Genomic DNA, 21,653 nt, shown 5'->3' with positions numbered 1-21,653 from the left:
AAGCCGGACCAATGGCATTTCGGCACACCATGAAGGGCCGCACGGTGCTGACCGCGGTGGCGATCACGTCTGGGCTGGTCCTCACGGTGGCCGGCTGCGGCGGGGGAGGCGATGAAGAGCCGAAGTCGGATTCGTCTGCTTCCTCCTCCTCCAAGGACAGCGGTGGAGACCAGAAGCAGTCCCAAGCACCGTCTGCGGACCAGGCGCTGGCGACTGCGAAGGACGGCGACATAACCGTCACCATCACCTCCGCTGTGCGGGAGCAGGGCGGCTTTGTCACCGTGTCGGGTCAGGTGGTGAACGGCGGTAGCGGCTCATGGCTGGGCGCCGAGTGGCAGAGCGACGAAACAGAGTTGGCGGGCAACGGCGGCTCCCTGTCTGGCGCGAGCCTGGTGGATGCGGAGGGCAAGAAGAAGTACCTCGTGCTGCGGGACACTTCCGGACGCTGCCTCTGCACAAAGTTCACGAGGCTGAGGGCGGGTGATTCGGCAACCTGGTACGCCCAGTTCCCGGCTCCTCCCGAAGGCACCAACCAGGTCTCTTTCCAGGTAGGTGGCATGCCCCCGGCTGACCTCGAACTCTCCGAGGGCGAGTAACCATGCCCCTCCCCTCATCCCTACGGATCACCGCAACCACAGCTACCGCCCTCACCGCCCTCGTCTTCATGACCCCCCTGACCCCCGTGTACGCCGACGAAGGCGACCCCAGCGAACCCCCGGGCAGCGTCACCGCCCCCAAAGCACCGGAGGTGGACGCCAACAGCCCCGGCCTGAAGCTCGCCGACGGTGCGACGCTCGCGCCCGCGCGGGTGCTGGACATCAAGTCGGTCGTCGAAGACCTGGGTGGCGAGGAACGTCGCGAGGACACGAACGAGGACGTGACGTTCGCGCTGCAGGCGGAGGTGCTGTTCCCCAAGGACAGCTCGAAACTGAACCCCGAGGCCCGGTCACGTATCCAGGCGATCGCGGATGAGATCAAGGCGCAGAAGGCGACGAAGGTCCGCGTCTTCGGCTTCACGGACAACCTCGGCTCGTACGCCCACGGCGTGACCCTCTCCAAGAACAGGGCCGAGGTGGTCCACGACGAACTGGCAGCCGCCGGCCTGGGCCCGGACGTCACCTTCGAGGTACGCGGCTACAGCGAGGACTACCCCATCGCCGACAACACCTCAGAACAGGGCCGCCGCAAAAACCGCCGCGTGGAGGTGACGTTCCCGAAGGGCGACTGAGAGTCATTCGTAGTGGTAGCGGGCCTGGAGCACGATCACCTCGCCGTCCCGGGGGAGGTAGATCAATCGGTGTTCGTCGGTAATGCGCCTGGACCAGGCCCCCGCCAGCGCGTGCTTGAGTGGCTCGGGCTTGCCGATGCCGTCGTAAGGGTCGCGGAGCGTGTCGTCGATGAGGCGGTTGACGCGCTTGAGGACTTTCCGGTCGGCGGTCTGCCAGTGGACGTAGTCCTCCCACCCTTGCGGGGTGAAGGCGAGCTTCACGGGCGGTCCTCGTCAGCATCGTCACGGATGAGCTCGCGGCTCTCGTACTCGCCGTCCAGGGCGTTCTGGTAGGAGCGCAGCAGACGGCGCGCGTTCGCGGGAGAGCGCAACAGGTACGCGGTCTCCCGGAGGGCCTCGTATTCCTCGGCTGCGACTAGGTACGCACTGCCGTTCTTGGAGACGATCTCTATGGCGCTCTGGTCACCGTTGACCTCTTCGATCAGCGGAAACAGCCGACGACGAGCCTCGCTGGCGGTGATGGACATGGAACCGCACCTCCTCAGCAGTGGTACAAGAAACGGTACCATCATCGATGGCGGGGCGCCCTCCCGCTGGAACACTTCCTGAAGGTCGACCAGGGGGACGCGTGATGGCCGGACACATGAGGTACAAGGCGCTGCGGGCTCGCCGACTGGAGGAGCAGAGCGAGGAGGTCGCCGCGCAGCTCAAGGCTCAGAGGGCCTACAGGCTTCAGGGTGATCTTGCCCAGATCTTCTACGACCGGCGTAAGGAGCTGGGTTACTCCCAGTCGGAGGCCGCATCCCGCTGCGGCATCACTCAGGCCAAGATGTCGATCATCGAGGGGGCGGGCGCTCACCCGACCCCCGCCCTGCTGGAGAAGATCTCCTGTGGGCTGGAAGCGTCCATCACGGTCGTCCATCACCGGGAGAAGGACCACGAGATCAGCCTCGTTCCCGAGGCGGCAGAGGACGCTGCGTGACGTCAACGGGATAAGGGCCAGGCTCGTCAGGTGCGAGTCGGATGTCGACCAGGTGACCTTCACCGGGCATCGCACCGACGCGGCTTGAGGGCCGCCGCGTGGAGGTGACGTTCCCGAAGGGGGCGTGACCGAGTGGCCCATGCGGCCGACGTCCCTCTCTGACGGGCCGGTGACGAGCCGACGGCCGTTACAGTTGCCGTCGCTCGACCTGCTCGATCACCGCCTGTACGACCGCCATGATCTGCGAGTCGCGATCGGCCAGGGGGAGCACGCGGTCGAGGTGGCCCGGGGCATCGACTACCCGTACCTGCTCGCGGGTGTGCTGGAAAGGCTCGCCCGGCTGCGGGCTGCGGGCTGCGGGCTGCGGGCTGCGGCGGGAGACGACACCGCTGCGAGACACCTGGCCGACGAGGCGGCTGCCGTTCCTTGTGGGGCAAACGACCGGCACACTCAGCGACCGAGCCGGGCTACTGTGCCCGTCATACAGGGCTGACACCGGCCGTGGCGGGCGCGCATGAAGCCGCTCTGGCATGTCCGGCTGTGTGGTCGGTCATTTCTGGAAACCATCGACTGTTCCAAGCTGCCGTATCGGACAGCTCTCGTTACCAGTGAGGTAGTAGTAGTGCACAAGGGACGTATCGTGTTCGCGGCTGCTCTGGCCACCATGGGGCTCGGGCTTACGGCCTGCGCCGGCGACGGGGGAGAGCCGGTGGCGCAGGATTCGCCGGCGGCGTCAGCCCCGGCCCCGGCCTCGTCCGCGCCGAGCAGCGAGAGCCCGGCTGCCGACAGCGGCGACGACAGTGCCCCGCCGGCCGAGGGTGACGTCGCCGCGCCGGGCACGGAACTCAAGGTCGGCGACAGGGCTGTCCTGCCCTTCGAGTACACGAGCGAGAAGAAGGGCACCATCGCCGTAACCGTCACGGCGATCGAGAAGGGCGCCGAGGCCGACATGGCCGCCTTCGGTGAGAAGGCGAAGGGAATGACGCCCTACTTCATCAAGATGAAGGTGGAGAACGTCGGCGGCACCGACCTGGCCTACGCGTCGCTGAAGCTGGACGGTGTGCTGGAAGGTGGCGCCGGGACGGGCGTCGTACTGTTCGGTGACATTCCGGGCAAGTGCGACCGCGAGGCCGCGCCCACCGAGTTCACCACCAAGGGTGCGTCGTACGAGACCTGCGCGCTCAGCGCCACGAAAAGCTCGCCCATCATCGGCGCCGCGTTCAAGGAGGGCGACGCGTACCGCGACAGCCCGGTCGTCTGGACCAACTGAGAATCGGCGCCGCCTGCACCTCGCTGGCCCGACCGCTGCAGCCGGTCCAGGTCGCCCTCGCCCGGTTGACCGGCCATGTCGTCCGGGCCGATTCCGGACTTCCGGCAGTGGCGACTGTGGTGCCGCCGCTGCCGGAGACGTCCTGCAACCCTCGGCCACGTCAGCGCATCCAGCCCGGTGACTCGACGCCCCCGAACTTGTTCCAGGCAAGGCAGTAGGCCCGCGACTCGGGGCCCACGTCGTCCCAGGCGTTGAGGAGCGCTTCAAAGAATGACCGAGGCGGTTCAGAGCCCTGCCCGGGTGAACGTCAGGTGCGTGACTCCGCTGGGCGAGGAGGTGGCCTCGACCTCGTAGTCCTTCTCGAGGTCCTCCAGTCCGTCCCAGAGGCGTGAGCCGCGGCCGAGCAGGATCGGGACCACCACGACGTGCATGTGGTCGATGAGCCCGGCGGCGAGGAAGCCGCGGATCACGGTGGCGCCGCCACCGATGCGTACGTCCTTGCCGTCCGCGGCCTCGCGAGCCGCCTCGAGCGCCTTGGCGGGCGACGTGTCGAGGAAGTGGAACGTCGTGCCGCCCTCCATCTCGATCGACGGGCGGGTGTGGTGGGTCAGGATGAAGGTGGGTGTGTGGAAGGGCGGGTTGGGCCCCCACCACCCCTTCCACTCCGGGTCCTCGTGCCATCCGGGGTAACCGAACTTCCCGGCGCCCATGATCTCCGCGCCGATCCCGGGCTCGAACCGCCGCGCGAAGGCGTCGTCGAGACCGCGGCTCCCGCCGGGTTGGCGGGTCATCTCGTGCCAGAACCCGGTGGCGAACATCCACTCGTGCAGCCGCTCCCCGGCGTGGCCGAACGGCGCGTCACGGCTCTGAGGCTCACCGGTGCCGAAGCCGTCGAGCGAGACGGCGAAGTTATGGACGCGGGCGAGTGACATGGCTGGCGACTCCTGTCCTTCTGCCGGACGAGATTGTGTCCCTACGGTAGACGTCGCGAGCCTGCTCTGCCGCTCTATACGGGCCTACGCCGGTGCCAGCCCAGCGGCACCCCGGAACCGGAGAGCGATTCGGTGATCGCCTGTTGGGCACCTCGCTAATGTGCGGGTCTCATTGTCAAGCTCCGGGACGTTGCACTTCATCAGTCGACCGGCCGGGCCGGTTCGATCACTCGCCGAAGCCGTCATCTGGAGCGTCGGTTGCCGGGGGTGTGCACTCGTGGCTTGTGATCCAGTGGCCGGCACCCTTCAGGAGGGACGCGGAGTCGTCCTCGGTCCAGAAGGTAAACGTGACGCCTGTCGCCTCGACCCGCAGGGCGAGCTGTCCGGGCGGTTGGTGGAGCGTCACGGGACTCAGGCGGCAGCCGATTGCGTCGAGCTCCGCCGTAACTTGATGGAGGGTGAGATGCCCGGCGAACGTGGCGAGCGTCGTCGTTCCCGGCACCGGAAGCTCGATGGCGTCGCGCCAAGTCTGCACACTGATCAGCGTGATGCGACGGCAGCGACAGACGCAGAACTCGGCGTCTCCATAGGAGAACAGATGGGGCCAACGCCGCCGCTTGCTCACGCGACCGATAGCCCACGGCGGTCCGAGCGTCGCAGCGATCTCGTTGAGCGTCGCGCCGCAGCGCAACGGCCCGATGGCCGCGGTGGAGCCGAACTCGGCCAGGGAGCGAAGGGCGGTCACGCAGCGGAGCGTGTCACCTGACCTGCTCGGACGTCCACTGAGTTGATCCCGCTCCCGGGGGTTGGCTGGGTCGCAAACGTGGACTCAGCCGACCTTCTCATCGAGGCGCGAGTTCAACCACGCGCGGGGGCCTGCCTGTTCGTGTACCAGAAGCCCACGTAGACGATGACGCTGAAAGCCACCGTCGGCCAGAGCTGCCAGCCGCCGTCGAGCGTGGCAAAAGGGAGAGAGCGAGTGCTCAGTCGTGCGGGACTTCCTCGTTCACCGTCTCCCTGAAGCGCCCCGAGCCCCGGTTGCCCGCCGCCTCCGCGCGCAGGCCCGCCTCCCAGGCGATCCGGGCGGCCCGGCGCTGAGACACGTCCGGGTAGTCCTCGGGGTGCACCTTGATGTAGCCGCGACGGTCGGCGGGGTACGTGCGCAGGGCCTCGCGCAGTTTCTCCTCCTGCTCGTCCTGTGTGGTGTGGTTGCGGGTGACGGTCTTGTACACCTTCCGCATCCCGGCCGACGGTTTCCTGTCGTCTCGTCGCTTCGCGGTGTCGGATCCGCGCCAGGTCATCCAGCCGACGGAGCCGAGTGCGGCGAGGGCGAGCGCTCCAGCGCCGATCAGCTCACCGGTGGCGTCCACGTCGCCCAGTGTCCTCGGTGCGAGCTCGCCCTCGGGATCCTCGATCACGGTCAACACCTGGCCGACGTCGTACGGGTCCGATGTCAAGTTCATCTCCGGCCCTCGGACCCGAGTGCCGTTCTGTCTCTCAAGGGTGTAGAGGGAGTGGGGACCTTCGCGTCCCGCAGCGGGGGTGGTCCGTTCCTTCGCCACCGTGGCTGTGACCCTCTCGCCGCGCACCTGAAGGGTGAGGTTGTCGCGCGCCACGTCGGTGGCCATCGCGCAGATCACCGACAGGATCACGATGAACAGCGCCGGATACTCACTCGACTCTTTGGCCCCCAGCTTGTGGATCAGCAGGCTGAGCAGCACAAGGTGCACGATCCACATGAGAAGCAGGAGCATGAACCCGGCATGATCCATCAGCAGGGACATGCCCGCTATCACGGCGAGCACGTAGCAGCCGATCCCGACTGCCAGCGCGATGGGGTGCCACGTACGCCTGTCCCGAGTCTCACCCTCCGTATCGGCGCTCATGCTTATCCCTCAATAGATGCCGCCTCCGCCGCGCATTGGTCGGCTCTATCGGCGCCCTGAAATCCCTCCGTGAACCGAAGACTCCGGAGCACGTCGGCCATGATCGGGGCGTAGCACTTCTCCCAGTGACCGACGTTGGGCGTGGAGAAGGCGAGGAGACACATGCGTCGGCCCTCTCCTTCGGCCTCGGGCGGGATCGGGGTGATGGCATGAAACTGGGCGGTGAGTACCTCGATTGCCTCACCGGTCGGTGAGAAGACGGGAGGGAGCCCGTAGCTCTGGCCCCCGGTGAAGACCGCAGTTGGTCCGCACGGCGTATCGATCACGGAGCCCGTCCATTCCGGTCCCCGTGATTCGAGGACACCTCGCAGGGTTCCGCGTGCTGCAGTGGCGGGGTCGGATCCGTAGGGGAAGTCCAGGACGGCGACGGCCAGCGTGCCCATTGACGGCTCACCGTGGAAGGAATGGAGGCAGTTGGCCGCGTACACCACACCGACTTCGTTGAGGAAGCACGAGATCTTTTGCAGCGCCTGCGCCATCTCGTTGAGCTGTTCCTGGTCGGGGGTGCCCATCAGAGATGTGTGTGCATTGTGCCTGTTCACCTCGGACCAAGCGGTCTCGAAGTCTGCGCCCAGGGGTATCTCTTCGAACTCGGCTGGTACCGAGAGGCTGACTCGCATCACGGCCCGCCTTCCTGACCAGGCTGCCGATCAGCAGGACCGTTCGGGTGTGGGGGCGGAGGCGGGGGCGGACCCACGTGCCCGTGCCGCTGTTGATCGTAGAGCCGTATCAGCTGCCGGTTCTTCTCATACCAACGTGTCAGCCACCGGGGAATCAAGACGGCCACCACAGCCAAGCAGACCGCCACCATCGACAGGATGATCACTCCGCCCAGCGAGCCACGCGCCACCCATGCAAGGGCGAGGAACCCAAGACTGAGCAACGCGGTCAGGACGACAAGGCCCTTGGCCCCGCTGGCTTCGTAAGCGGCGAGACGCCGCCGTACCGCTGCGATCTCGATGGCCGACTTGAGGCTGGTCGTGCCCGGCTGGGGACCAGGAGCTGCCCATGGGGCCAGGAGCGGACCGCCCGCGCGCAGCCGGTCCACAGTCTGCTGTGCACGTCGGCGAGCCGTCGGTGAGTCGTTGCGTTCATAGATCAGGCGCATCGTGCTCTTGCTCGGCGTCTCGGTCGCGTAGAGGTCGTAGCCGAACTCGAAGGCGAACGCCGTGATCTTGTCGGAGGACATGGCCTCGAAGCCACCGAGGAGGAACTCGGCACGGCCCCGGCCGTCGAATTGGGCCAGGATCTCTGCATCTTTCACCGTGCGATTCACCTTTCTTGCCTAGCTGCCCGGTCCTTCTCGCTGCCAGCCTTCCAGGCGTTCTCGAACGCGACAAGAAAGGGTCCCGCCCCGCCGGGGGTAATGAGTTCTAACTTCTGGCGAGTGTTTTGCGGGGCGAAGTAGCCAAGTGCTGTCGGATCGGCCATGAAAGCAGCGACGGTGTCCACCAGGCCGAAGTTGGCCGCAGTGTCCCCCGCGCGGCTGGCAGCGATCGTCTTCGAGACGCCTTTGAAGGCACCTCCGAATGGCAGCACACCGAGAGCGTCCTGGACCAGCGTCCGGTTGGAGACCACGGAGTCGCCACCGACCGACCGGGCGGTGGTGTGCAACCCCAGTGCGCCAAGTGCGAAGGCGCCTGAGCCGACCCCGATTGCTGTTGCGGCGCTGGCGACCAGGGGGCCGCCGGGCCGGTCATCGGGGAGAAGAGGAGGAGTACGAGCGAGATCGAGGCCAGCACGGCGCTCACGGTCGCGAGCACGTCACCGAGTGCGGCAATGGAGTAGGCGTGTTCCGAGAGCCACTTGACCGCTTCGGACACGGCCACGCTGACCGCCGCGGATATGACGTCGTCGAGTTTGCCCAGCGCCTTGCCGATGTCCACGATGGCGTCGCCCAGCTTGTCCAGCGCGCCCGGCTCGTCCGGTGCGATGTCCATTGCCTTGTCGAGGCGCCGCGCGATGGCCTGGCCCTCCAGGGCGTAGTCGCTCGCCAGCTTTCGGGCTTGTGCCCGTATCTTCTCGAGTTCCGCGTCCGCCGTGCTGGCCGCCAGCTCCGCGGAGGATCTGTCCTTCTCCGTTTTCTCCCGCTTGCGTGCTTCAGCGTCGTCCTTCGGCGGCAGGTCGATCAGCGGTTTGGGCGGCAGCCCGGACAGCCTCTCCTTCGCCGCTCGCTGTGCGTCACGGGCATCCTGCGCCCTGCCCTCCAGCACCAGCGCCCTGCGTTGCCAATCCGGCATCGCATCCGCCCATTCGCCCAGTGCCTTCGCCGCCCTGCTGAAGGACCGTTTCGCCGCATCCACCTTGGGCCGGAAGTCGTCGTCGAACTTCTTCCGGAACTCCTCGGCGTGGCGCCCCTTCCAGTCACCCTCGCCCGTGCCGTGCAGGACGTCCGATATCTCGTCCAGCGCCTTGGCGGTCCGCTTCACGATGGCGGCCACGTGCTTGGCCGTATGAGGCTCACCCGGGCACGGGACGAACTCGAGGGCCGGGAACTGGTCTTTGAGAGAAGAGGTCTGCGTAGGCGAGGCCCACGCGAACGGGTCGCTCATCAGCGGTCCTCACGCGACTTGCGCAGCTCGCGCTCGAGTTTGTCGTCCATCTCCTCGAACGCCCTCTGCATCTTGTCGAGGGTCTTGACAGCCGAACCGGAGAATTTCTTGATCTGCTTGATCCCGTACGACCACTCGTCCCCGAAGTCGTTCATGCGCGTGGCCAGTTCGGTGACTCCCATGGCGTTCCCGTCGACCTCGTCCATCTCCCGGCCGGGGCGTTCCATGATGTCGCCGATGCGCTTGATGTTGCTCCGGACCCGTTCGAGTACGGCGGAGTCGATGTAGATGTCGCTCACTGTGCCCCCGTCAGCGGTCTAGCGGTTGATGGACTGGATCTCCTGGACGTTCATGTCCTGGGTCGTCTCGAACGTGCCGTTCGGCAGGTCGCCCGCCGCACCGCCGGAGCCTTCCCAGGAAATCTCCCAGGTGACAGATGCCGTCAGCTGATACGGCTCTCCGCTGCTCGCGCGCAGGTAGGTGAGGCCACACGGTGGCGTCTTGCCGGCGTCGCCCTTGGTGTACGGAGTGCCGATCGAGCCGTCGTCGTTGATCTCGCAGTCGCCGGAGGCCGGGAAGGTCTGGGCGTCCTCGGTACCGGGCTCCAGATGCAGCGCGACCGGCTTCGCGGTGGTCTCTGCCCACACACCGGTGTTGGGGAGTTCGGCGCGGACCTTGACGTCCTTGAAGGTGGCCTTGTCCAGCCACACCCAAGTAGGCAGGTTCACTGTGGACTTGGCTTCCGGCTTCAGCTCGACGTCGGTGCCGGGGACGTGGATCTTGTCGTAGGCGTATGCGGCGAGGACGTCCGGGGTGGGAGCGCGCTCGTCATCGGGGATGGTGTTGGCGTCCTGCCAGAACAGCGTGCGCTCGCAGTCGTACGCATCGATGTCGTTCGCCATGTTCTTGTTGACGACCCCGCGCCAGAACATTCCGTCCTTGCCGACGTTGAAGTTCTTGTAGCCCTCTTCGCCGTCGCTCTGCTGGTCGCCCTTTTCGTAGTGGTTCACCATCAGGTCCTCGCCCCAGCTGAGCGAGGGAGTGACGCGCACCAGGTCCCCGCCCTTCTTGAGCTGTTCCACGCCGTTCTTCAGCTGCTGAGGCGTCGCGACCGGCTCGTACCAGCAGGGTGGGGGTGTCCAGTTGGGGTCCACCGGGGCGAGTCCCTTGGAGGAACTGCCCGACTTGCCGCCGCTGACCTGCGTGACCTTGATGCTGGTGGCGTCGGCCCTCGCAGTGAGCATGTTGCCGGAGGACCCGCCTGAGGGGCCCTGCGGAGGCGGGGTGGGAGCCGCGTCGTCGCCCTCGCCATAGCCGTATGCCGCCGTGGCGGATGTCATCATCGCAACTAACGCCGCTGACACCAGGTAAAGGGCCCTACTCGTCCTCTTCACTGGCCACACGCTCCCCGCTCGGTCTCCACTGAACGGGTCTTCCACACGCCCTCGGAGGTTTTCTCCAGCGTCGTGCGGTACTGAAGGTACGGACTCACGTCGGCGGGCGTACCCACGACCTTGTTCGTCTTACGGTTCTTGGTGGACGCCTCGCCTTCATCCACGCAGTAGAAGAGCACACCCAACCCCTGGCTGTTCAGGCGAACCTGGGAGTCGAAGACCCTTGCTTTGCCGATCAGGCTGTCGTCAGCGTCCACATAGCCCTTGATCCACTTCTGGGAGGACTCCAGGGCGGCGCCCGAGTTGTAGAAGGCCACGTAGTCGGCATCGGGGTCGGCTTCGATGATCGCCGCGTGGTTTGCCCGCAGCGCTTCCTTGCCGTCGTCCATGATGGCCTGCAACTTCGGGTCGCTGTTCGTCCAGCCCTCGAAGTTCATCTGGAACGAGTCCGGCAGCTTGATCTCCGGCTGCCCGGCACCACCTGGCAAAGCGGACGCACTGGCCTCAGTGGAAGCCTTTCCACCTCCTTGATCCGCGCCCTCGATCTTGTTGGAGGCTGAGTCATCACCCCCTCCCGAGCTACAGGCGGTCAGCAGCAGGGCCGCGGATGCGGTAAGCGCGGCCGTCACGAGCCGGGCAGGGCGGTTCACAGTCAACTCCGTTGAGGTGGGGGGTAACTCAAGCAAACCAACGCTATCCGTGACCGCATGGTGACACCAGGGCGGGGCCTGTTAGCCGATGGGGCAGATGAGATAGAGCACCACAAGACGGACTGGGATCAGAGCAGATGGTCGGCCTTCCCGGCCTTGATGTCGCGGATGAGGGTGCGGAGCGCTGCGCGGGTGTCCGTGAGGTAGTGGTTCTCTTGTCCGGCGAGGGCGATGTAGGCGTTGTCCTGGTCGTCGGTGCCTATGCGGAAGCAGTTGTTGCCTTCGCCGCAGTACGGGTCTTCCCAGTTGATGCCGGTCACGGTGTCTTCCTTGAAGTTCAGAGTTCAGAGTTCGCGGGCGACATTGCGGATGAGGTCGCGCGAAGCCATGGGCGGCAGCGCTGCGTTGACCATCCAGTCCAGGTGGGCACGGTACTTGGTGAGCTGCGTCTCGGCGCCGGTGAATTCCGGCTCGTGTGCGGAGTCCAGCTGGGCGGTCCAGTTAGGGCACGGCCTCGTCCGCGTACAACAGCGCGTGCCCGCACCCGGAACCCCCGCCGCGCGGGTTCCGGGTGCGGGCATCTCAGTGCGCGCTCTTGGGGGGGCGCTGCTCAGGCAGCGTGTCCCTCGAAACGGAACTCGGGGCTGGTGCGTGGGTCGATTCGTGCACCTGACTCAAGTGCGGTTGCCAGTTGCTCGAGGAGCTCGAGAGTCGGATCGACCCCGCTCTCTTCGATGGACTCGATGTTCTCTTCGGACATCCCGGCCCGGCGCGCCAGTTCAGCAGTGCTCCAGCCCAGGGCCGAGCGCCGGTCGTAGACCGCCTGGGCGAAGTCCATCCGCCGCCCCGCGGCGCGGTATGCGGGGTCTTCGCGGTGCTCGGACGGGACCTTCCACGTGGTGTGGTATCCGCTGCTCATCAGGCCTCCTCGCCCCTACTGTAGACGCCGTGTTCGCCCGCCGGAGGGTGCTCGGCCTCGCAGCGCTTTCGTGCTCTTTGCGCTCTCAGGACTTCGTCAGCCTCCCGCATCCTCGTCTTCCGGAAAACCGTGAGCAGCACTGCCCTCCGGCCGGGAGCCAGCCAGTACGTCACGCGGAATGCACCGATGCGCAACTCGCGCAGCCCGTCGCCGAGGTGGCTCGCCAAGGGAAACGGCAGAGCCGGACCGTCGGTCGCGAGTCGATCGGCGAATCGTTCGGCGGCCCTGTAGTCCGGAGGCGTGAGCGCCTCCAGCCACGCCCGCACCTCAGGCTCAATTTCGATTGTGTAGAGGTCGGGCGGTTCCGGCACTTTCGCTCCGTTCGTATTGGGCTTACGAGTCTTCGTGCTGGCGGTCAGCCATGCCCGGGCGCCTGGCCGACGCCCGGGCATGGTGGGAGGCCGCCCGACAGCTACTGCGTCCGACAGTGCGGGCATCCGCACGGCGGGTATGCCGACGTACGCGGCACCGGGCCGGTACGAGCACCGGCCAGGACCTCGACTTCACCCCGGTCCTCGGTCACGGCGCCCTCAGCGTTGACCTTGTAGACGCGGAGAGTGATGCGGGAGCGCCGGCGAGGGGTTCCTGGGAGTTCCAGTGGGTCGGTCATGGGTGGGTAGTGGTCGGCGCAGTCGGGGCAGGCGTAGACGTTGAAGCCGGGGCCTGTTGCTGCGTGTACCTCGTGGACGAGTACCGGTTCGCTTGTCGTGCGGTGGCAGCGGGCGCACATCCGCATGGCGGGGCGCGTCATCGGGTGGCTGCCGGTACGCGGATGCCGTGGATGTGGGTGGGGCCGACGTCGATGCCGAGGGTGGCGAGGTAGAGGGCGCGGCGGCGTTCGCGTTGGCGGCGGTGTTCGGCAGCGTCCAGCACGTAAGGGCGTACGAGACGGGACGTACTGCCGTCGAGCAGGTCGGTGAAACGGGGCGGCGGGGCAGGGAGGTATCGCAACGGTGGCAGCGAGCCGAGGCGGTGACGGCCTCGGGGGCGGGGCGTGCAGATGCTCAGCATCCAGGCCAGGAGTCGGAGAGTAAGGTCCAGCACGTCGGCGCTCCTTCGAAGCGTTCGGCCACGCCCCGGGACGGCCGGAATCCGTCGCCGGGGTCTTCAGGTTCTGGAGGAGCAACTTAGCTCGACTTGTATCGCTACGTATAGAGACGTATCTCAATGACAGAGACCTTATCTGTATGAGTAGCTTCCTGATCATGAACTTCCAGCCGGACGCTGAAATCGATCACGAGGGACCGGTTACGCCCTACCAGCAACTTGCGGGCATCTTGCGTGCCCGTATCGCGCGGGGCGACTGGCAGCCCAACCGGGCCATCTCCAGTGAGACCCAGCTCGTGCAGCAGTACGGGCTCGCGCGTACGACCGTCCGGCGCGCGATCGCGGTGCTTGTCGAGGAGGGGCTGGTCTTCACCGTTCCGCAGCGGGGAACGTACGTAGCTCCGCAACCGGAGGCCCCCGACGACGAGTGACCCGCAAAGCGTTGTGGCGATGCGCGATTCACCGACAGGGCCTGTGCGGTCCCGGAGTCGGCGTCCGTCGCCGCCACATGCCGCCCATTCCCATCGGTGTAATCGTCATCTCCCTTGGGGAGCAAGTGAGTTGAACATGCGGGCGGCTACGCCGCGATTGCGCCACACCAGCACGCCGGCGCGCGGCGCAAAAGCAGTTGTTCCTGTCGCGATCTCGGGTTAGGAAGAGGTCATGACTGCTCTCGGTGCCGTGTTCCGCCCCCAGTTGCCGCCCGAAAAGCTGCGAGACGTGGTTCGTGTCGCCGATGCTGCGGGGCTCGAGGAGCTGTGGTTGTGGGAGGACTGTTTTCTGGAGAGTGGGATCGCCACCGCTTCCGCCGCGCTTGCCTGGAGCGAGCGGCTTCGGGTCGGGATCGGGCTGTTGCCTGTGCCTCTGCGGAACGTTGCCGTCACGGCCATGGAGACAGCCACCCTCGACCGGCTGTTTCCCGGTCGCTTCACGCTGGCCGTCGGGCACGGGGTGCAGGACTGGATGGGGCAGGTGGGGGCGCGGGCCGAGTCGCCGGTCACGTTGCTGCGTGAGTATCTCGATGCGCTACGGGCCCTGCTGCGCGGCGAGCGCGTCACCACCGACGGGCGGTACGTGAAGCTGGATGACGTCGCGCTTGACTGGCCGCCGCCCACCGCCCCCGAAGTCCTCGCCGGGGTCACCGGCCCCCGCTCCCTGCGCCTGGCCGGCGAGGCCGCCGACGGCACGCTGCTCAGCGAGGCCAACCCGCCCGAGGCGGTACGCAAGGCGCGCGGGCTCATCGACGAGGGCCGCGCGGCGGCCGGTCGTACCGACCCGCACCGCGTCGTCGTCTATCTCCTCACCGCCACCGGGCCGGACGCCGTCGCCCGCCTCAAGGCCGAACAGTCCGTCGCCGGCCTGGACAAGGTCCCCGACCTGGGAGTCGCGGGCGACGCCGGTACGGTCGCCAAGGCCGTACAGCGCCTGGTCGACGCCGGTGCCGACACTGTCATCCTCGAGCCCACTGGCGACGAACCGGACCCCGAGGGCTTCGTCCGCTTCGCGGCGGAGGAAGTACGGCCACTCGTTCTGTAGGGCAATTACCCGTGGGCCCATGGGGCAGCTACGAGCCGTGACGCGGGAGTTCCGTCGTCGTGGCCGGAAAAATCCAGTCGTCGGCCGAGACGACCCGCTGCCACGATCAGCCTCATGAGCCAGTCAGCCCACTCAACCCCGTCACCCACCACCTTCGAAGACCTCGTCGCCGAAGCCGAAGCCGCCCCCACCGAGGGCTGGGACTTCTCCTGGTTCGAGGGGCGGGCCACCGAGGCGCGTCCGTCGTGGGGTTACGCGCGGGCCATGGGGGAGCGGCTGGCGAAGGCCGAAGCCGCGCTCGACATTCAGACCGGTGGCGGCGAAGTCCTCAACTCGGCGGACCGGCTCCCGCCCCTCACCGTCGCCACCGAGGGCTGGCCGCCGAACGTCGCCAAGGCCACCGCCCTGCTCCGCCCGCGCGGCGCGGTCGTCGTCGCGTCGCCGGAGGACGCCCCGCTGCCGTTCGCGGACGAGACGTTCGACGTGGTCACGAGCCGGCACCCGGTCGCCCCGCAGTGGGCGGAGATCGCGCGTGTCCTCAGGCCGGGCGGTACGTACTTCGCCCAGCACGTGGGCCCGAGGAGCGCCTACGAAGTGGTCGAGTACTTCCTCGGTCCGCAACCGCAGGGGCAGAGCGCCGACCGCCACCCCGACCGCGAACGCGCCGACGCCGAAGCCGCCGGGCTGGAGATCGTCGACCTGCGGGCGGAACGACTGCGGATGGAGTTCTACGACATCGGGGCCGTCGTGCACTTTCTGCGCAAGGTCGTGTGGATGGTGCCCGGCTTCACCGTCGACCAGTACCGGGACCGGCTGCGCACCCTGCACGAACAGATAGAGGCGGAGGGCCCGTTCGTGGCCCACAGCGCCCGCCAGCTCATCGAGGCCCGCAAGCCGTGAACCGGGGGCTCAGGTCTCGTCCCGCAGGCCCAGCCGCAGGTGCTCCACGTGATGCAACGCCTGGTCCAGCAGTTCGGCAACATGGTGGTCGTGCAGCGCGTACACGATCGACCGCCCCCGCCGCTCACCCGTGACGAGCCCGAGGTTCCGCAGCAGCCGGAGCTGATGCGAGCAGGCGGACTGCTCGAGGCCCGCTGCCTCCGCGAGTTCGCCGACCGCGCACGGGCCTTCCTGGAGGCGGGCCAGTATGCGCAGCCGCGAGGGCGTGGCCAGGGCCTGGAGCGTGGCGGCGACGTCCACGGCGCCTACGGCGTCCAGACGTTCGCGGGTGCTCTTCTCATCGACTCCGTGGCCCATGACGTCATCGTAACGACGCGGCCGGACAAGCGGCCGAAACCGTCGCGACGGTCGAGAAGTGGTCGAGAGGTGGTCGACAAGCGGGCCGGCTATGCGTGCGGGCCGACTGTCACCTTCCCCACCACCAACTCCGCACTGGCCCCGAGGACTTCACCCACCCGGTCCACCTGCTCCCTCAGCTCCCGCCGCTGCGCCGCGCTCAGCCGCCCCAGGGCCTCCACCGTCACCGTTGTCCGCTTCCCCTGCCGCCGCTGGTGCCAGACGCCGGCGACCACGCCGTCGACGAGCAGCACGGGATAGTTCCCCGCCTGGCCGCCCGCCAGGGCCCGCTGGTACGCGGCTCCGGGGAACATCCGCTCCCGGGGCTGCGCGGCGATGGTGTACGCGTCGAAGTACGGCAGCAGGCGTACCCCGCGTACGCCCTCCGAGGGGAAGCCGGTGTCGCCCGCCACGACCCAGGCGGGCGACCCCTCGAAGTCGACCTCCTCGATCCCGCCGGAGGCAGCCAGGGCGGCGAACAGATCGGCGGCCCAACTCTTCGGCCCGGCAACCCACTTGGCGAAATGCTGAGGGGTCGCCGGACCGTACGCGTGCAGATAGTGGCGTACGAGCGTGGCGAGGGCCTCCTGCGCAGGCAGCGGCTCGAAGCGCGGCGGGCGGGTGTACGTGGCCTTGCGGCCGCGGTTGGGGGCGAAGCACAGGGCCCCGGACTGGCCCGCCCGGTGCATCACCTGGCGCCAGCGGGGCCACTTGCCCTGGAACGCCTCCATCACCAGGTCACCGGCCCAGGGCCCGGTGCGCGCGACGACCTCCTCCGTCAGTTCGTCGATGGTCAGCTGCTTCCCGGCGAGGGCGTCACCGATCGCGGTGACCACCTCGTCCTCCTGCGCGGGCGTCATCCGCACATCCTGCGGGAATGGGCTCGGGCCCTCGGGGATCGCGGTCAACGCGGCGCTCCAGAAGGGGAGTTCTGCGGATGCGAGGAGGTGGATCGTGCCGCGCGGGCCGTACGTCTTCACCACGCTGCGGTCGTCCCACAGGGCCGCGCGTACGTCCTGCCGGGTGGCGCCGTCGAGTCGTAGGCCCACGGAGAGTTCGGCTGCGGAGAGGACCTGGGCGTGGGTGGCGAGCAGGGTGGCTACGACCTCGGCGGGTGGTGTGCCGGGTGGTGCGGGCGTACGCAGCAGTTGTCGCTCATAGCGGCGGGCGCTTGCCTCGTCCCAGGTGATCCTCGGTGTCATGGTGGTGACGCTAGTCCCGAATGAGGTCAGTCTGTCCTCTTTGTGCGCGCTGCGCGTGAGCGGGACCTGGAAGGCTCGCTCAGAAGTCCCGCACGGTGACCCGCACCCCGAGCCGCAGGCCCCACCCCTCCATCGCGCCGGCTTCCGCCTCCAGCACATGCCGGGCCCGGAACCTGGGCCGTCCGATACGTCCCGGACGCATCGTCCGCACCGCCAGGACCCGTAACTCCCGGTCCAGGTAAGCGACATCGATCGCGAACCGCATTCCCAGCGTGTGCACCGCGCTCGCGGGCGTCAGCAGGAGCGCACCGTCGATTCCATCGCGGCCGAGGAGGCCGCGGCGTCGGGCGCGGCGGGACTCGGCGAGTTCCAGGGGGATGGGGGTCGGGGTGTCCGGGGTGGTGAAGGTGGGCATGGCTGCGAAGTTAGCGACTGGCGTCAAGTGGGGTTCGTGGGCGGTTCACCCTTGTGGAGGACTCCGGAGAACATGGCACCGAAGACCCCGCAAGCGGTCAGAAACCCCTGAATTCCTCCTCATCCCACTCGTTCTCCTTGGATTCCGTTGTGATTCGGCCATGATCAGGCCCTGAATGAACGTCTCCGCACTCACCCCGGCGTTGTCGGATGGTTTCGGAGAGTAGTTATCTCATGCAGATGCACGCAGCAGCACTTACGAAGGGTTATGGTGGAACCCCCCCCTCGGGCCGGTCCGTCTCCCCCCCACGGACCGGCCCGTTTTTTGTCCGCATCCGGGTGGGGCTGGGTGTTGTCGCCCCCGCCGCCCTTACCCGCCCCATCCCGGGGCGCTGCCCCGCGCCCCGCTGGGGGCTCCGCCCTCAGACCCCCTTCGGGGCTCCGCCCCGGACCCCGTCAAGGGGTGCGCCCACGGGCACCGCTCGGGGCTTCGCCCCGGACCCCCCGTCGGCCTGGACGGCCTCGTCCTCAAGCGCCGGACGGGCTGGTTGGTGCGGGCCTGCGCTGGCGAGGCTCGGCCGCGCCGTTTTAGACCGCGGGCGGTCGGCCCCGACCCCGGCGGCAGTCAGCGGCTGCGCCCACGGGCCCCGGGTGGGGCCGCGCCCCGGGGATCCGCTCGGGGCTTCGCCCCGGACCCCCCGTCGGCCTGGACGGCCTCGTCCTCAAGCGCCGGACGGGCTGATTGATGTGGGCCTGCGCTGACACGGCTCGGCCGCGCCGATCAGACCTCGGGCGATCGGCCCCGGCCTGCGTCAGGGGCTGCGCCCATGGGCCCCGAGCGGGTATCCGTCCACGGGCCGCGCGCAGGGCGGCGCCCCCAACCCCATCAGCCTGAACGGCCTCGTCCTCAAGCGCCGGACGGGCTGATTGGTGCGGGCCTGCGCTGACACGGCTCGGCCACGCCGTTCCAGACTTCGGGCGATCGGTGCCGCCGCGCGGCTCGGGGCTGCGCCAAACCCGGACCTCGGGCGATGGCCGCGCAAAAATCAGCCCCTTGGGGGCACCTCTGGGGGAACCTCCCAGCGGTAGCTGGGGGAGTTTGAGGAGCGGGGGCCCGGGGGCTGGCCCCCGGAACGGGGTCCGGGGCGGAGCCCCGTGGGGGGTCTGGGGCGCAGCCCCGAGGGGGTCTGGGGGCGCAGCCCCCAGCGGGGTCCAGGGGCGGAGCCCCTTGGTATGGGACGGGTAAGGGCGGCGGGGGCGGAAAACCGCCCCTCGGCCCACGCGCAGGGCGCACACCCGGGTATCCCCAGCCCCCACAGCGGTAGGGTGTCGCCCTCGGGGGATCGCCATCTGCACGGAGGGGCTGACTAATAACGTGAACCTGCGCGACAACCTGCGCCGCTTGCTGCTCAGGGTCTACACACGCAGGGTGGAGGTCCACCTCGACCACGACCAGGTGCCCAAGCACATCGGGGTCATCATGGACGGCAACCGCCGCTGGGCGAAGGCGGCGGGGAGCACCACGGCCCAGGGTCACCGCGCCGGCGCGGACAAGATCGAGGAGTTCCTCGGCTGGTGCTCGGAGACCGACGTCGAGGTCGTCACCCTCTGGCTGCTGTCCACGGACAATCTGGACCGGCCGCAGGAAGAGCTGGTCCCGCTGTTCGGGATCATCGAGAACGTCGTCCGCACGCTCGCCTCCGACGGCCGCTGGCGCGTCCACCACGTCGGTACGGCGGACATCCTGCCCTCGCATGTGCAGACCGCCCTCAAGGAGGCCGAGCAGTCCACGGCCCATGTCGACGGAATAGTGGTGAACGTCGCGATCGGCTACGGCGGCCGCCAGGAGATCGCCGACGCCGTCCGCTCGATGCTCCTCGACCACGCGGACAAAGGCACCTCGATCGAGCAGCTCGCCGAGAGCGTCGACGTCGACATGATCGGCAAGCACCTCTATACGAGCGACCAGCCCGACCCCGACCTGGTGATCCGCACCAGCGGCGAACAGCGGCTGTCCGGTTTCATGCTCTGGCAGACGGCGCACTCCGAGTACTACTTCTGCGAGGTCTTCTGGCCGGCCTTCCGCAAGGTCGACTTCCTGCGCGCCCTGCGTGACTACGCGGCGCGACACCGGCGTTACGGAGGCTAGGCGCTCCGCTGGATATGCGGTTCGTTCGCCGCGGGCCGGTGAGGGCTGGTCGCTCCCCACTCTCGGCTTCTCCCCACTCTCGGCTTCTCCCCAACTCTCGGCTTCTCCCCCACTCTCGGCTTCGCTCGAGCGGGGGGACCCCCATGAGCGGGGGCCCCATGAGCGGGGGAACCCCCATCGCGGCGGAGCCGCAAAGTGTCACGCCCCGCGCCCCTACGGGGTGCCGATGAAACGCTGCGGGGGCGCCACCCGTGACGTATGTCATCTGGAGTTAACGCGCTCGCCGTCATATGCCGTGGCATGGCCGCGCCTCATCCAGGGCATAAGCCTTCCAGGTCGACACCCGAACCACGGGTGTCGTATCTCAGCGGACGGCACGGGGCCGTCCGCCCGGGAGGCCCTTTGCACCAGCCCGACCGTGCGGTCAGTACGGACGAAGCGGAGGGCCGGTCCTCGGCCCGTGCATCGGTGCCAGAGACCGGTCCAGTTCCTCTCCGTCGCTCCCCGACCTCATCCGAGGGGGTACGTCCTTCCGTGGTGACCAGCACAAAGCGCCGTATGCCAGACCGGCGCACCTATGTTCTCGACACCAGCGTCCTGCTGGCCGACCCGCACGCCATGAACCGCTTCGACGAGCATGAAGTAGTGCTCCCCGTCGTCGTGGTCACGGAACTGGAGGCCAAGCGGCACCATCCCGAACTCGGTTACTTCGCCCGGCAGGCCCTGCGTCTGCTCGACGACTACCGCGTGAAGTACGGCCGCCTCGATGCCCCCATTCCCATCGGGGACCTGGGCGGGACGATCCGTGTCGAGCTCAACCACTCGGACCCCAGCGTGCTGCCCACGGGCTACCGCCTGGGGGACAACGACTCCCGCATCCTCGCGGTCGCCCGCAATCTGCAGGCCGAGGGGTTCGATGTCACGGTCGTGTCGAAGGACCTGCCGCTGCGCATCAAGGCGTCCTCCGTCGGCCTCCTCGCCGAGGAGTACCGCGCGGAGCTCGCCGTCACGGACTCCTCCGGCTGGACCGGAATGTCCGAACTGACGCTGCCGGGCGAGCAGGTGGACATCCTCTTCGAGGAGGGGCATGTCTTCGTCCCCGAAGCCGCCGAGATGCCCGTGCACACCGGGCTGACGATCCACTCCGAGCGCGGCAAGGCACTGGGCCGGATGACGGCCGAGGGCAACGTCCGTCTCGTACGCGGCGATCGGGAGGCCTTCGGCATCAAGGGGCGCAGCGCGGAGCAGCGTATAGCGCTGGATCTGCTGCTCGACCCGGACGTCGGGATCATGTCGATGGGCGGCCGGGCCGGCACCGGCAAGTCGGCGCTGGCCCTGTGCGCGGGCCTGGAGGCCGTGCTCGAGCGCCGGCAGCACGAGAAGGTGATGGTCTTCCGGCCGCTGTACGCGGTGGGCGGGCAGGAGCTCGGCTATCTGCCCGGCACCGAGGCCGAGAAGATGAGCCCGTGGGCGCAGGCGGTCTTCGACACGCTGTCGGCGGTCACCAGCCGCGAGGTCATCGAAGAGGTCACCGCGCGCGGCATGTTGGAGGTCCTGCCGCTCACGCACATCCGCGGCCGGTCCCTCCACGACGCGTTCGTGATCGTGGACGAGGCTCAATCCCTCGAGCGGAACGTCCTGTTGACCGTTCTGTCCCGGATCGGGGCGAATTCACGGGTCGTTCTGACCCATGACGTGGCCCAGCGGGACAATCTCAGGGTCGGCCGGTACGACGGAGTCGTCGCCGTCATCGAGAAGCTGAAGGGGCATCCGCTCTTCGCGCATGTCACCCTCACCCGGTCCGAGAGGTCCCGGATTGCGGCACTGGTGACGGAAATGCTCGAGGACGGGCAGATCTGACCGAAGTGCTCAACTTCATAGCGGTTACGCGCTAGTTGGCGCCGTCCAGCAAAGGCACTGAGCCTAGTTGGGCGGCGCCTCGGCATGTGCGGGTTTCCGAATATCTCCTGGGCCAAACAAGGTGTGACCTTTCACACGCACCACAGAATTGCCTCCCGCCGTCGGGTTACGGCAGAGTCTCAGTCCTGTCAGGCCCCGCATACGACACACCTGTAC

Annotated in this window: 30 protein-coding genes; 9 read left to right on the top strand and 21 right to left on the bottom strand. The window is 67.9% G+C overall.

What is annotated here, in order from left to right:
* The first annotated feature begins 11 nt into the window (after positions 1 to 11).
* Both OHT21_RS15935 and OHT21_RS15930 read left to right on the top strand, forming a co-directional pair.
* Positions 12 to 596 (top strand): hypothetical protein, encoded by a 585-nt coding sequence (locus OHT21_RS15935; RefSeq protein ID WP_328768978.1) that lies wholly within the window; start codon positions 12 to 14, stop codon positions 594 to 596.
* Between the two features lie 2 nt (positions 597 to 598).
* Positions 599 to 1,228 carry an OmpA family protein gene (locus tag OHT21_RS15930; protein WP_443050372.1) on the top strand — a complete coding sequence of 210 codons (630 nt, stop codon included), beginning with the start codon at positions 599 to 601 and terminating at the stop codon, positions 1,226 to 1,228.
* 3 nt (positions 1,229 to 1,231) lie between these two features.
* Here OHT21_RS15930 and OHT21_RS15925 read toward each other — a convergent pair whose 3' ends face one another.
* Positions 1,232 to 1,489: a Txe/YoeB family addiction module toxin gene (locus OHT21_RS15925; RefSeq protein ID WP_328768977.1), complete on the bottom strand. Its 258-nt coding sequence runs from the start codon at positions 1,487 to 1,489 to the stop codon at positions 1,232 to 1,234.
* On the bottom strand, positions 1,486 to 1,755 hold the full coding sequence (locus tag OHT21_RS15920) for a type II toxin-antitoxin system Phd/YefM family antitoxin (protein ID WP_328768976.1): 270 nt from the start codon (positions 1,753 to 1,755) through the stop codon (positions 1,486 to 1,488). The genes OHT21_RS15925 and OHT21_RS15920 overlap by 4 nt, the downstream gene beginning before the upstream one ends.
* Positions 1,756 to 1,859: 104 nt before the next feature.
* Between OHT21_RS15920 and OHT21_RS15915 the strand changes: the two genes are divergently transcribed.
* Positions 1,860 to 2,210, top strand: a complete 351-nt coding sequence (locus OHT21_RS15915) for a helix-turn-helix domain-containing protein (RefSeq protein ID WP_328768975.1) — start codon at positions 1,860 to 1,862, stop codon at positions 2,208 to 2,210.
* A 187-nt stretch (positions 2,211 to 2,397) separates the two neighbouring features.
* Here the strand turns inward: OHT21_RS15915 and OHT21_RS15910 are convergent, their stop codons facing one another.
* The gene (locus OHT21_RS15910) at positions 2,398 to 2,610 is read right to left on the bottom strand and encodes a hypothetical protein (protein ID WP_328768974.1); all 213 of its coding nucleotides are present in this window, start codon (positions 2,608 to 2,610) and stop codon (positions 2,398 to 2,400) included.
* Positions 2,611 to 2,874: 264 nt separating this feature from the next.
* On the opposite strand from OHT21_RS15910, the gene OHT21_RS15905 reads away from it, so the two are divergent.
* Positions 2,875 to 3,480, top strand: coding sequence for a hypothetical protein (locus tag OHT21_RS15905; protein WP_328774094.1), 606 nt, complete (start codon positions 2,875 to 2,877; stop codon positions 3,478 to 3,480).
* A 284-nt stretch (positions 3,481 to 3,764) separates the two neighbouring features.
* Here OHT21_RS15905 and OHT21_RS15900 read toward each other — a convergent pair whose 3' ends face one another.
* The 15 genes from OHT21_RS15900 to OHT21_RS15830 form a co-directional block, all read right to left on the bottom strand.
* A complete protein-coding gene (locus OHT21_RS15900) occupies positions 3,765 to 4,412 on the bottom strand; it encodes a dihydrofolate reductase family protein (RefSeq protein ID WP_328768972.1) in 648 nt (215 codons plus the stop codon).
* 226 nt (positions 4,413 to 4,638) lie between these two features.
* Positions 4,639 to 5,157: a hypothetical protein gene (locus OHT21_RS15895; RefSeq protein ID WP_328768971.1), complete on the bottom strand. Its 519-nt coding sequence runs from the start codon at positions 5,155 to 5,157 to the stop codon at positions 4,639 to 4,641.
* Between the two features lie 238 nt (positions 5,158 to 5,395).
* A complete protein-coding gene (locus tag OHT21_RS15890; RefSeq protein ID WP_328768970.1) occupies positions 5,396 to 6,298 on the bottom strand; it encodes a hypothetical protein in 903 nt (300 codons plus the stop codon).
* 2 nt (positions 6,299 to 6,300) lie between these two features.
* The gene (locus tag OHT21_RS15885) at positions 6,301 to 6,981 is read right to left on the bottom strand and encodes a hypothetical protein (RefSeq protein ID WP_328768969.1); all 681 of its coding nucleotides are present in this window, start codon (positions 6,979 to 6,981) and stop codon (positions 6,301 to 6,303) included.
* The gene (locus OHT21_RS15880) at positions 6,978 to 7,622 is read right to left on the bottom strand and encodes a hypothetical protein (RefSeq protein ID WP_328768968.1); all 645 of its coding nucleotides are present in this window, start codon (positions 7,620 to 7,622) and stop codon (positions 6,978 to 6,980) included. The genes OHT21_RS15885 and OHT21_RS15880 overlap by 4 nt, the downstream gene beginning before the upstream one ends.
* Positions 7,623 to 7,731: 109 nt before the next feature.
* Positions 7,732 to 8,910, bottom strand: a complete 1,179-nt coding sequence (locus OHT21_RS15875; protein WP_328768967.1) for a hypothetical protein — start codon at positions 8,908 to 8,910, stop codon at positions 7,732 to 7,734.
* Positions 8,910 to 9,209 (bottom strand): hypothetical protein, encoded by a 300-nt coding sequence (locus OHT21_RS15870; protein WP_328768966.1) that lies wholly within the window; start codon positions 9,207 to 9,209, stop codon positions 8,910 to 8,912. The genes OHT21_RS15875 and OHT21_RS15870 overlap by 1 nt, the downstream gene beginning before the upstream one ends.
* Positions 9,210 to 9,227: 18 nt before the next feature.
* Positions 9,228 to 10,253, bottom strand: coding sequence for a hypothetical protein (locus tag OHT21_RS15865; RefSeq protein ID WP_328768965.1), 1,026 nt, complete (start codon positions 10,251 to 10,253; stop codon positions 9,228 to 9,230).
* A 47-nt stretch (positions 10,254 to 10,300) separates the two neighbouring features.
* Positions 10,301 to 10,792, bottom strand: coding sequence for a hypothetical protein (locus tag OHT21_RS15860; RefSeq protein WP_328768964.1), 492 nt, complete (start codon positions 10,790 to 10,792; stop codon positions 10,301 to 10,303).
* 290 nt (positions 10,793 to 11,082) lie between these two features.
* The gene (locus tag OHT21_RS15855; protein WP_328768962.1) at positions 11,083 to 11,274 is read right to left on the bottom strand and encodes a hypothetical protein; all 192 of its coding nucleotides are present in this window, start codon (positions 11,272 to 11,274) and stop codon (positions 11,083 to 11,085) included.
* Between the two features lie 24 nt (positions 11,275 to 11,298).
* The gene (locus OHT21_RS15850) at positions 11,299 to 11,535 is read right to left on the bottom strand and encodes a hypothetical protein (protein ID WP_328768961.1); all 237 of its coding nucleotides are present in this window, start codon (positions 11,533 to 11,535) and stop codon (positions 11,299 to 11,301) included.
* Between the two features lie 29 nt (positions 11,536 to 11,564).
* On the bottom strand, positions 11,565 to 11,873 hold the full coding sequence (locus tag OHT21_RS15845) for a helix-turn-helix domain-containing protein (protein WP_328768960.1): 309 nt from the start codon (positions 11,871 to 11,873) through the stop codon (positions 11,565 to 11,567).
* Positions 11,873 to 12,244, bottom strand: a complete 372-nt coding sequence (locus OHT21_RS15840) for a type II toxin-antitoxin system RelE/ParE family toxin (RefSeq protein ID WP_328768959.1) — start codon at positions 12,242 to 12,244, stop codon at positions 11,873 to 11,875. The genes OHT21_RS15845 and OHT21_RS15840 overlap by 1 nt, the downstream gene beginning before the upstream one ends.
* A gap of 101 nt (positions 12,245 to 12,345) precedes the next feature.
* Positions 12,346 to 12,684: a hypothetical protein gene (locus tag OHT21_RS15835; protein ID WP_328768957.1), complete on the bottom strand. Its 339-nt coding sequence runs from the start codon at positions 12,682 to 12,684 to the stop codon at positions 12,346 to 12,348.
* Complete coding sequence (locus OHT21_RS15830) at positions 12,681 to 12,977, bottom strand: hypothetical protein (RefSeq protein ID WP_328768956.1); 297 nt, start codon at positions 12,975 to 12,977, stop codon at positions 12,681 to 12,683. Before OHT21_RS15830 ends, OHT21_RS15835 begins: the two co-directional genes overlap by 4 nt.
* Positions 12,978 to 13,120: 143 nt before the next feature.
* Between OHT21_RS15830 and OHT21_RS15825 the strand changes: the two genes are divergently transcribed.
* From OHT21_RS15825 to OHT21_RS15815, 3 genes are all read left to right on the top strand, one after another.
* Complete coding sequence (locus OHT21_RS15825) at positions 13,121 to 13,411, top strand: GntR family transcriptional regulator (RefSeq protein ID WP_443050371.1); 291 nt, start codon at positions 13,121 to 13,123, stop codon at positions 13,409 to 13,411.
* Positions 13,412 to 13,643: 232 nt separating this feature from the next.
* On the top strand, positions 13,644 to 14,516 hold the full coding sequence (locus OHT21_RS15820; protein WP_328768955.1) for an LLM class flavin-dependent oxidoreductase: 873 nt from the start codon (positions 13,644 to 13,646) through the stop codon (positions 14,514 to 14,516).
* A gap of 114 nt (positions 14,517 to 14,630) precedes the next feature.
* Positions 14,631 to 15,416 (top strand): class I SAM-dependent methyltransferase, encoded by a 786-nt coding sequence (locus OHT21_RS15815; RefSeq protein WP_328768954.1) that lies wholly within the window; start codon positions 14,631 to 14,633, stop codon positions 15,414 to 15,416.
* Between the two features lie 9 nt (positions 15,417 to 15,425).
* Here the strand turns inward: OHT21_RS15815 and OHT21_RS15810 are convergent, their stop codons facing one another.
* The 3 genes from OHT21_RS15810 to OHT21_RS15800 all read right to left on the bottom strand — a co-directional run bounded on the left by OHT21_RS15810 (position 15,426) and on the right by OHT21_RS15800 (position 17,429).
* Positions 15,426 to 15,773 (bottom strand): ArsR/SmtB family transcription factor, encoded by a 348-nt coding sequence (locus OHT21_RS15810; protein ID WP_328768953.1) that lies wholly within the window; start codon positions 15,771 to 15,773, stop codon positions 15,426 to 15,428.
* Between the two features lie 89 nt (positions 15,774 to 15,862).
* Positions 15,863 to 17,014 carry a winged helix DNA-binding domain-containing protein gene (locus OHT21_RS15805; RefSeq protein ID WP_328768952.1) on the bottom strand — a complete coding sequence of 384 codons (1,152 nt, stop codon included), beginning with the start codon at positions 17,012 to 17,014 and terminating at the stop codon, positions 15,863 to 15,865.
* A gap of 79 nt (positions 17,015 to 17,093) precedes the next feature.
* A complete protein-coding gene (locus tag OHT21_RS15800; RefSeq protein WP_328768951.1) occupies positions 17,094 to 17,429 on the bottom strand; it encodes a DUF192 domain-containing protein in 336 nt (111 codons plus the stop codon).
* A 1,374-nt stretch (positions 17,430 to 18,803) separates the two neighbouring features.
* Here OHT21_RS15800 and OHT21_RS15795 point away from each other — a divergent pair.
* Both OHT21_RS15795 and OHT21_RS15790 read left to right on the top strand, forming a co-directional pair.
* Positions 18,804 to 19,577, top strand: coding sequence for an isoprenyl transferase (locus OHT21_RS15795; protein ID WP_328768950.1), 774 nt, complete (start codon positions 18,804 to 18,806; stop codon positions 19,575 to 19,577).
* A 534-nt stretch (positions 19,578 to 20,111) separates the two neighbouring features.
* Positions 20,112 to 21,437 carry a PhoH family protein gene (locus OHT21_RS15790; RefSeq protein ID WP_328768949.1) on the top strand — a complete coding sequence of 442 codons (1,326 nt, stop codon included), beginning with the start codon at positions 20,112 to 20,114 and terminating at the stop codon, positions 21,435 to 21,437.
* Positions 21,438 to 21,653 lie beyond the last annotated feature (216 nt).

This window comes from Streptomyces sp. NBC_00286, from assembly GCF_036173125.1.
Classification (GTDB): domain Bacteria; phylum Actinomycetota; class Actinomycetes; order Streptomycetales; family Streptomycetaceae; genus Streptomyces.
The sequence above is the reverse complement of the archived record's forward strand: the minus strand, read 5'-3'. Positions and strand labels throughout refer to the sequence as shown.

Excerpts from the sequence above, each read along its gene's own strand:
- OHT21_RS15935 (WP_328768978.1), top strand. The coding sequence starts at position 12 with ATGGCATTTCGGCACACCATGAAGGGCCGCACGGTGCTGACCGCGGTG.
- OHT21_RS15930 (WP_443050372.1), top strand. The coding sequence starts at position 599 with ATGCCCCTCCCCTCATCCCTACGGATCACCGCAACCACAGCTACCGCC.
- OHT21_RS15920 (WP_328768976.1), bottom strand. The coding sequence starts at position 1,755 with ATGTCCATCACCGCCAGCGAGGCTCGTCGTCGGCTGTTTCCGCTGATC.
- OHT21_RS15915 (WP_328768975.1), top strand. The coding sequence starts at position 1,860 with ATGGCCGGACACATGAGGTACAAGGCGCTGCGGGCTCGCCGACTGGAG.
- OHT21_RS15905 (WP_328774094.1), top strand. The coding sequence starts at position 2,875 with ATGGGGCTCGGGCTTACGGCCTGCGCCGGCGACGGGGGAGAGCCGGTG.
- OHT21_RS15900 (WP_328768972.1), bottom strand. The coding sequence starts at position 4,412 with ATGTCACTCGCCCGCGTCCATAACTTCGCCGTCTCGCTCGACGGCTTC.
- OHT21_RS15890 (WP_328768970.1), bottom strand. The coding sequence starts at position 6,298 with ATGAGCGCCGATACGGAGGGTGAGACTCGGGACAGGCGTACGTGGCAC.
- OHT21_RS15875 (WP_328768967.1), bottom strand. The coding sequence starts at position 8,910 with ATGAGCGACCCGTTCGCGTGGGCCTCGCCTACGCAGACCTCTTCTCTC.
- OHT21_RS15865 (WP_328768965.1), bottom strand. The coding sequence starts at position 10,253 with ATGATGACATCCGCCACGGCGGCATACGGCTATGGCGAGGGCGACGAC.
- OHT21_RS15850 (WP_328768961.1), bottom strand. The coding sequence starts at position 11,535 with ATGCCCGCACCCGGAACCCGCGCGGCGGGGGTTCCGGGTGCGGGCACG.
- OHT21_RS15845 (WP_328768960.1), bottom strand. The coding sequence starts at position 11,873 with ATGAGCAGCGGATACCACACCACGTGGAAGGTCCCGTCCGAGCACCGC.
- OHT21_RS15835 (WP_328768957.1), bottom strand. The coding sequence starts at position 12,684 with ATGACGCGCCCCGCCATGCGGATGTGCGCCCGCTGCCACCGCACGACA.
- OHT21_RS15825 (WP_443050371.1), top strand. The coding sequence starts at position 13,121 with ATGAGTAGCTTCCTGATCATGAACTTCCAGCCGGACGCTGAAATCGAT.
- OHT21_RS15820 (WP_328768955.1), top strand. The coding sequence starts at position 13,644 with ATGACTGCTCTCGGTGCCGTGTTCCGCCCCCAGTTGCCGCCCGAAAAG.
- OHT21_RS15815 (WP_328768954.1), top strand. The coding sequence starts at position 14,631 with ATGAGCCAGTCAGCCCACTCAACCCCGTCACCCACCACCTTCGAAGAC.
- OHT21_RS15810 (WP_328768953.1), bottom strand. The coding sequence starts at position 15,773 with ATGGGCCACGGAGTCGATGAGAAGAGCACCCGCGAACGTCTGGACGCC.
- OHT21_RS15805 (WP_328768952.1), bottom strand. The coding sequence starts at position 17,014 with ATGACACCGAGGATCACCTGGGACGAGGCAAGCGCCCGCCGCTATGAG.
- OHT21_RS15800 (WP_328768951.1), bottom strand. The coding sequence starts at position 17,429 with ATGCCCACCTTCACCACCCCGGACACCCCGACCCCCATCCCCCTGGAA.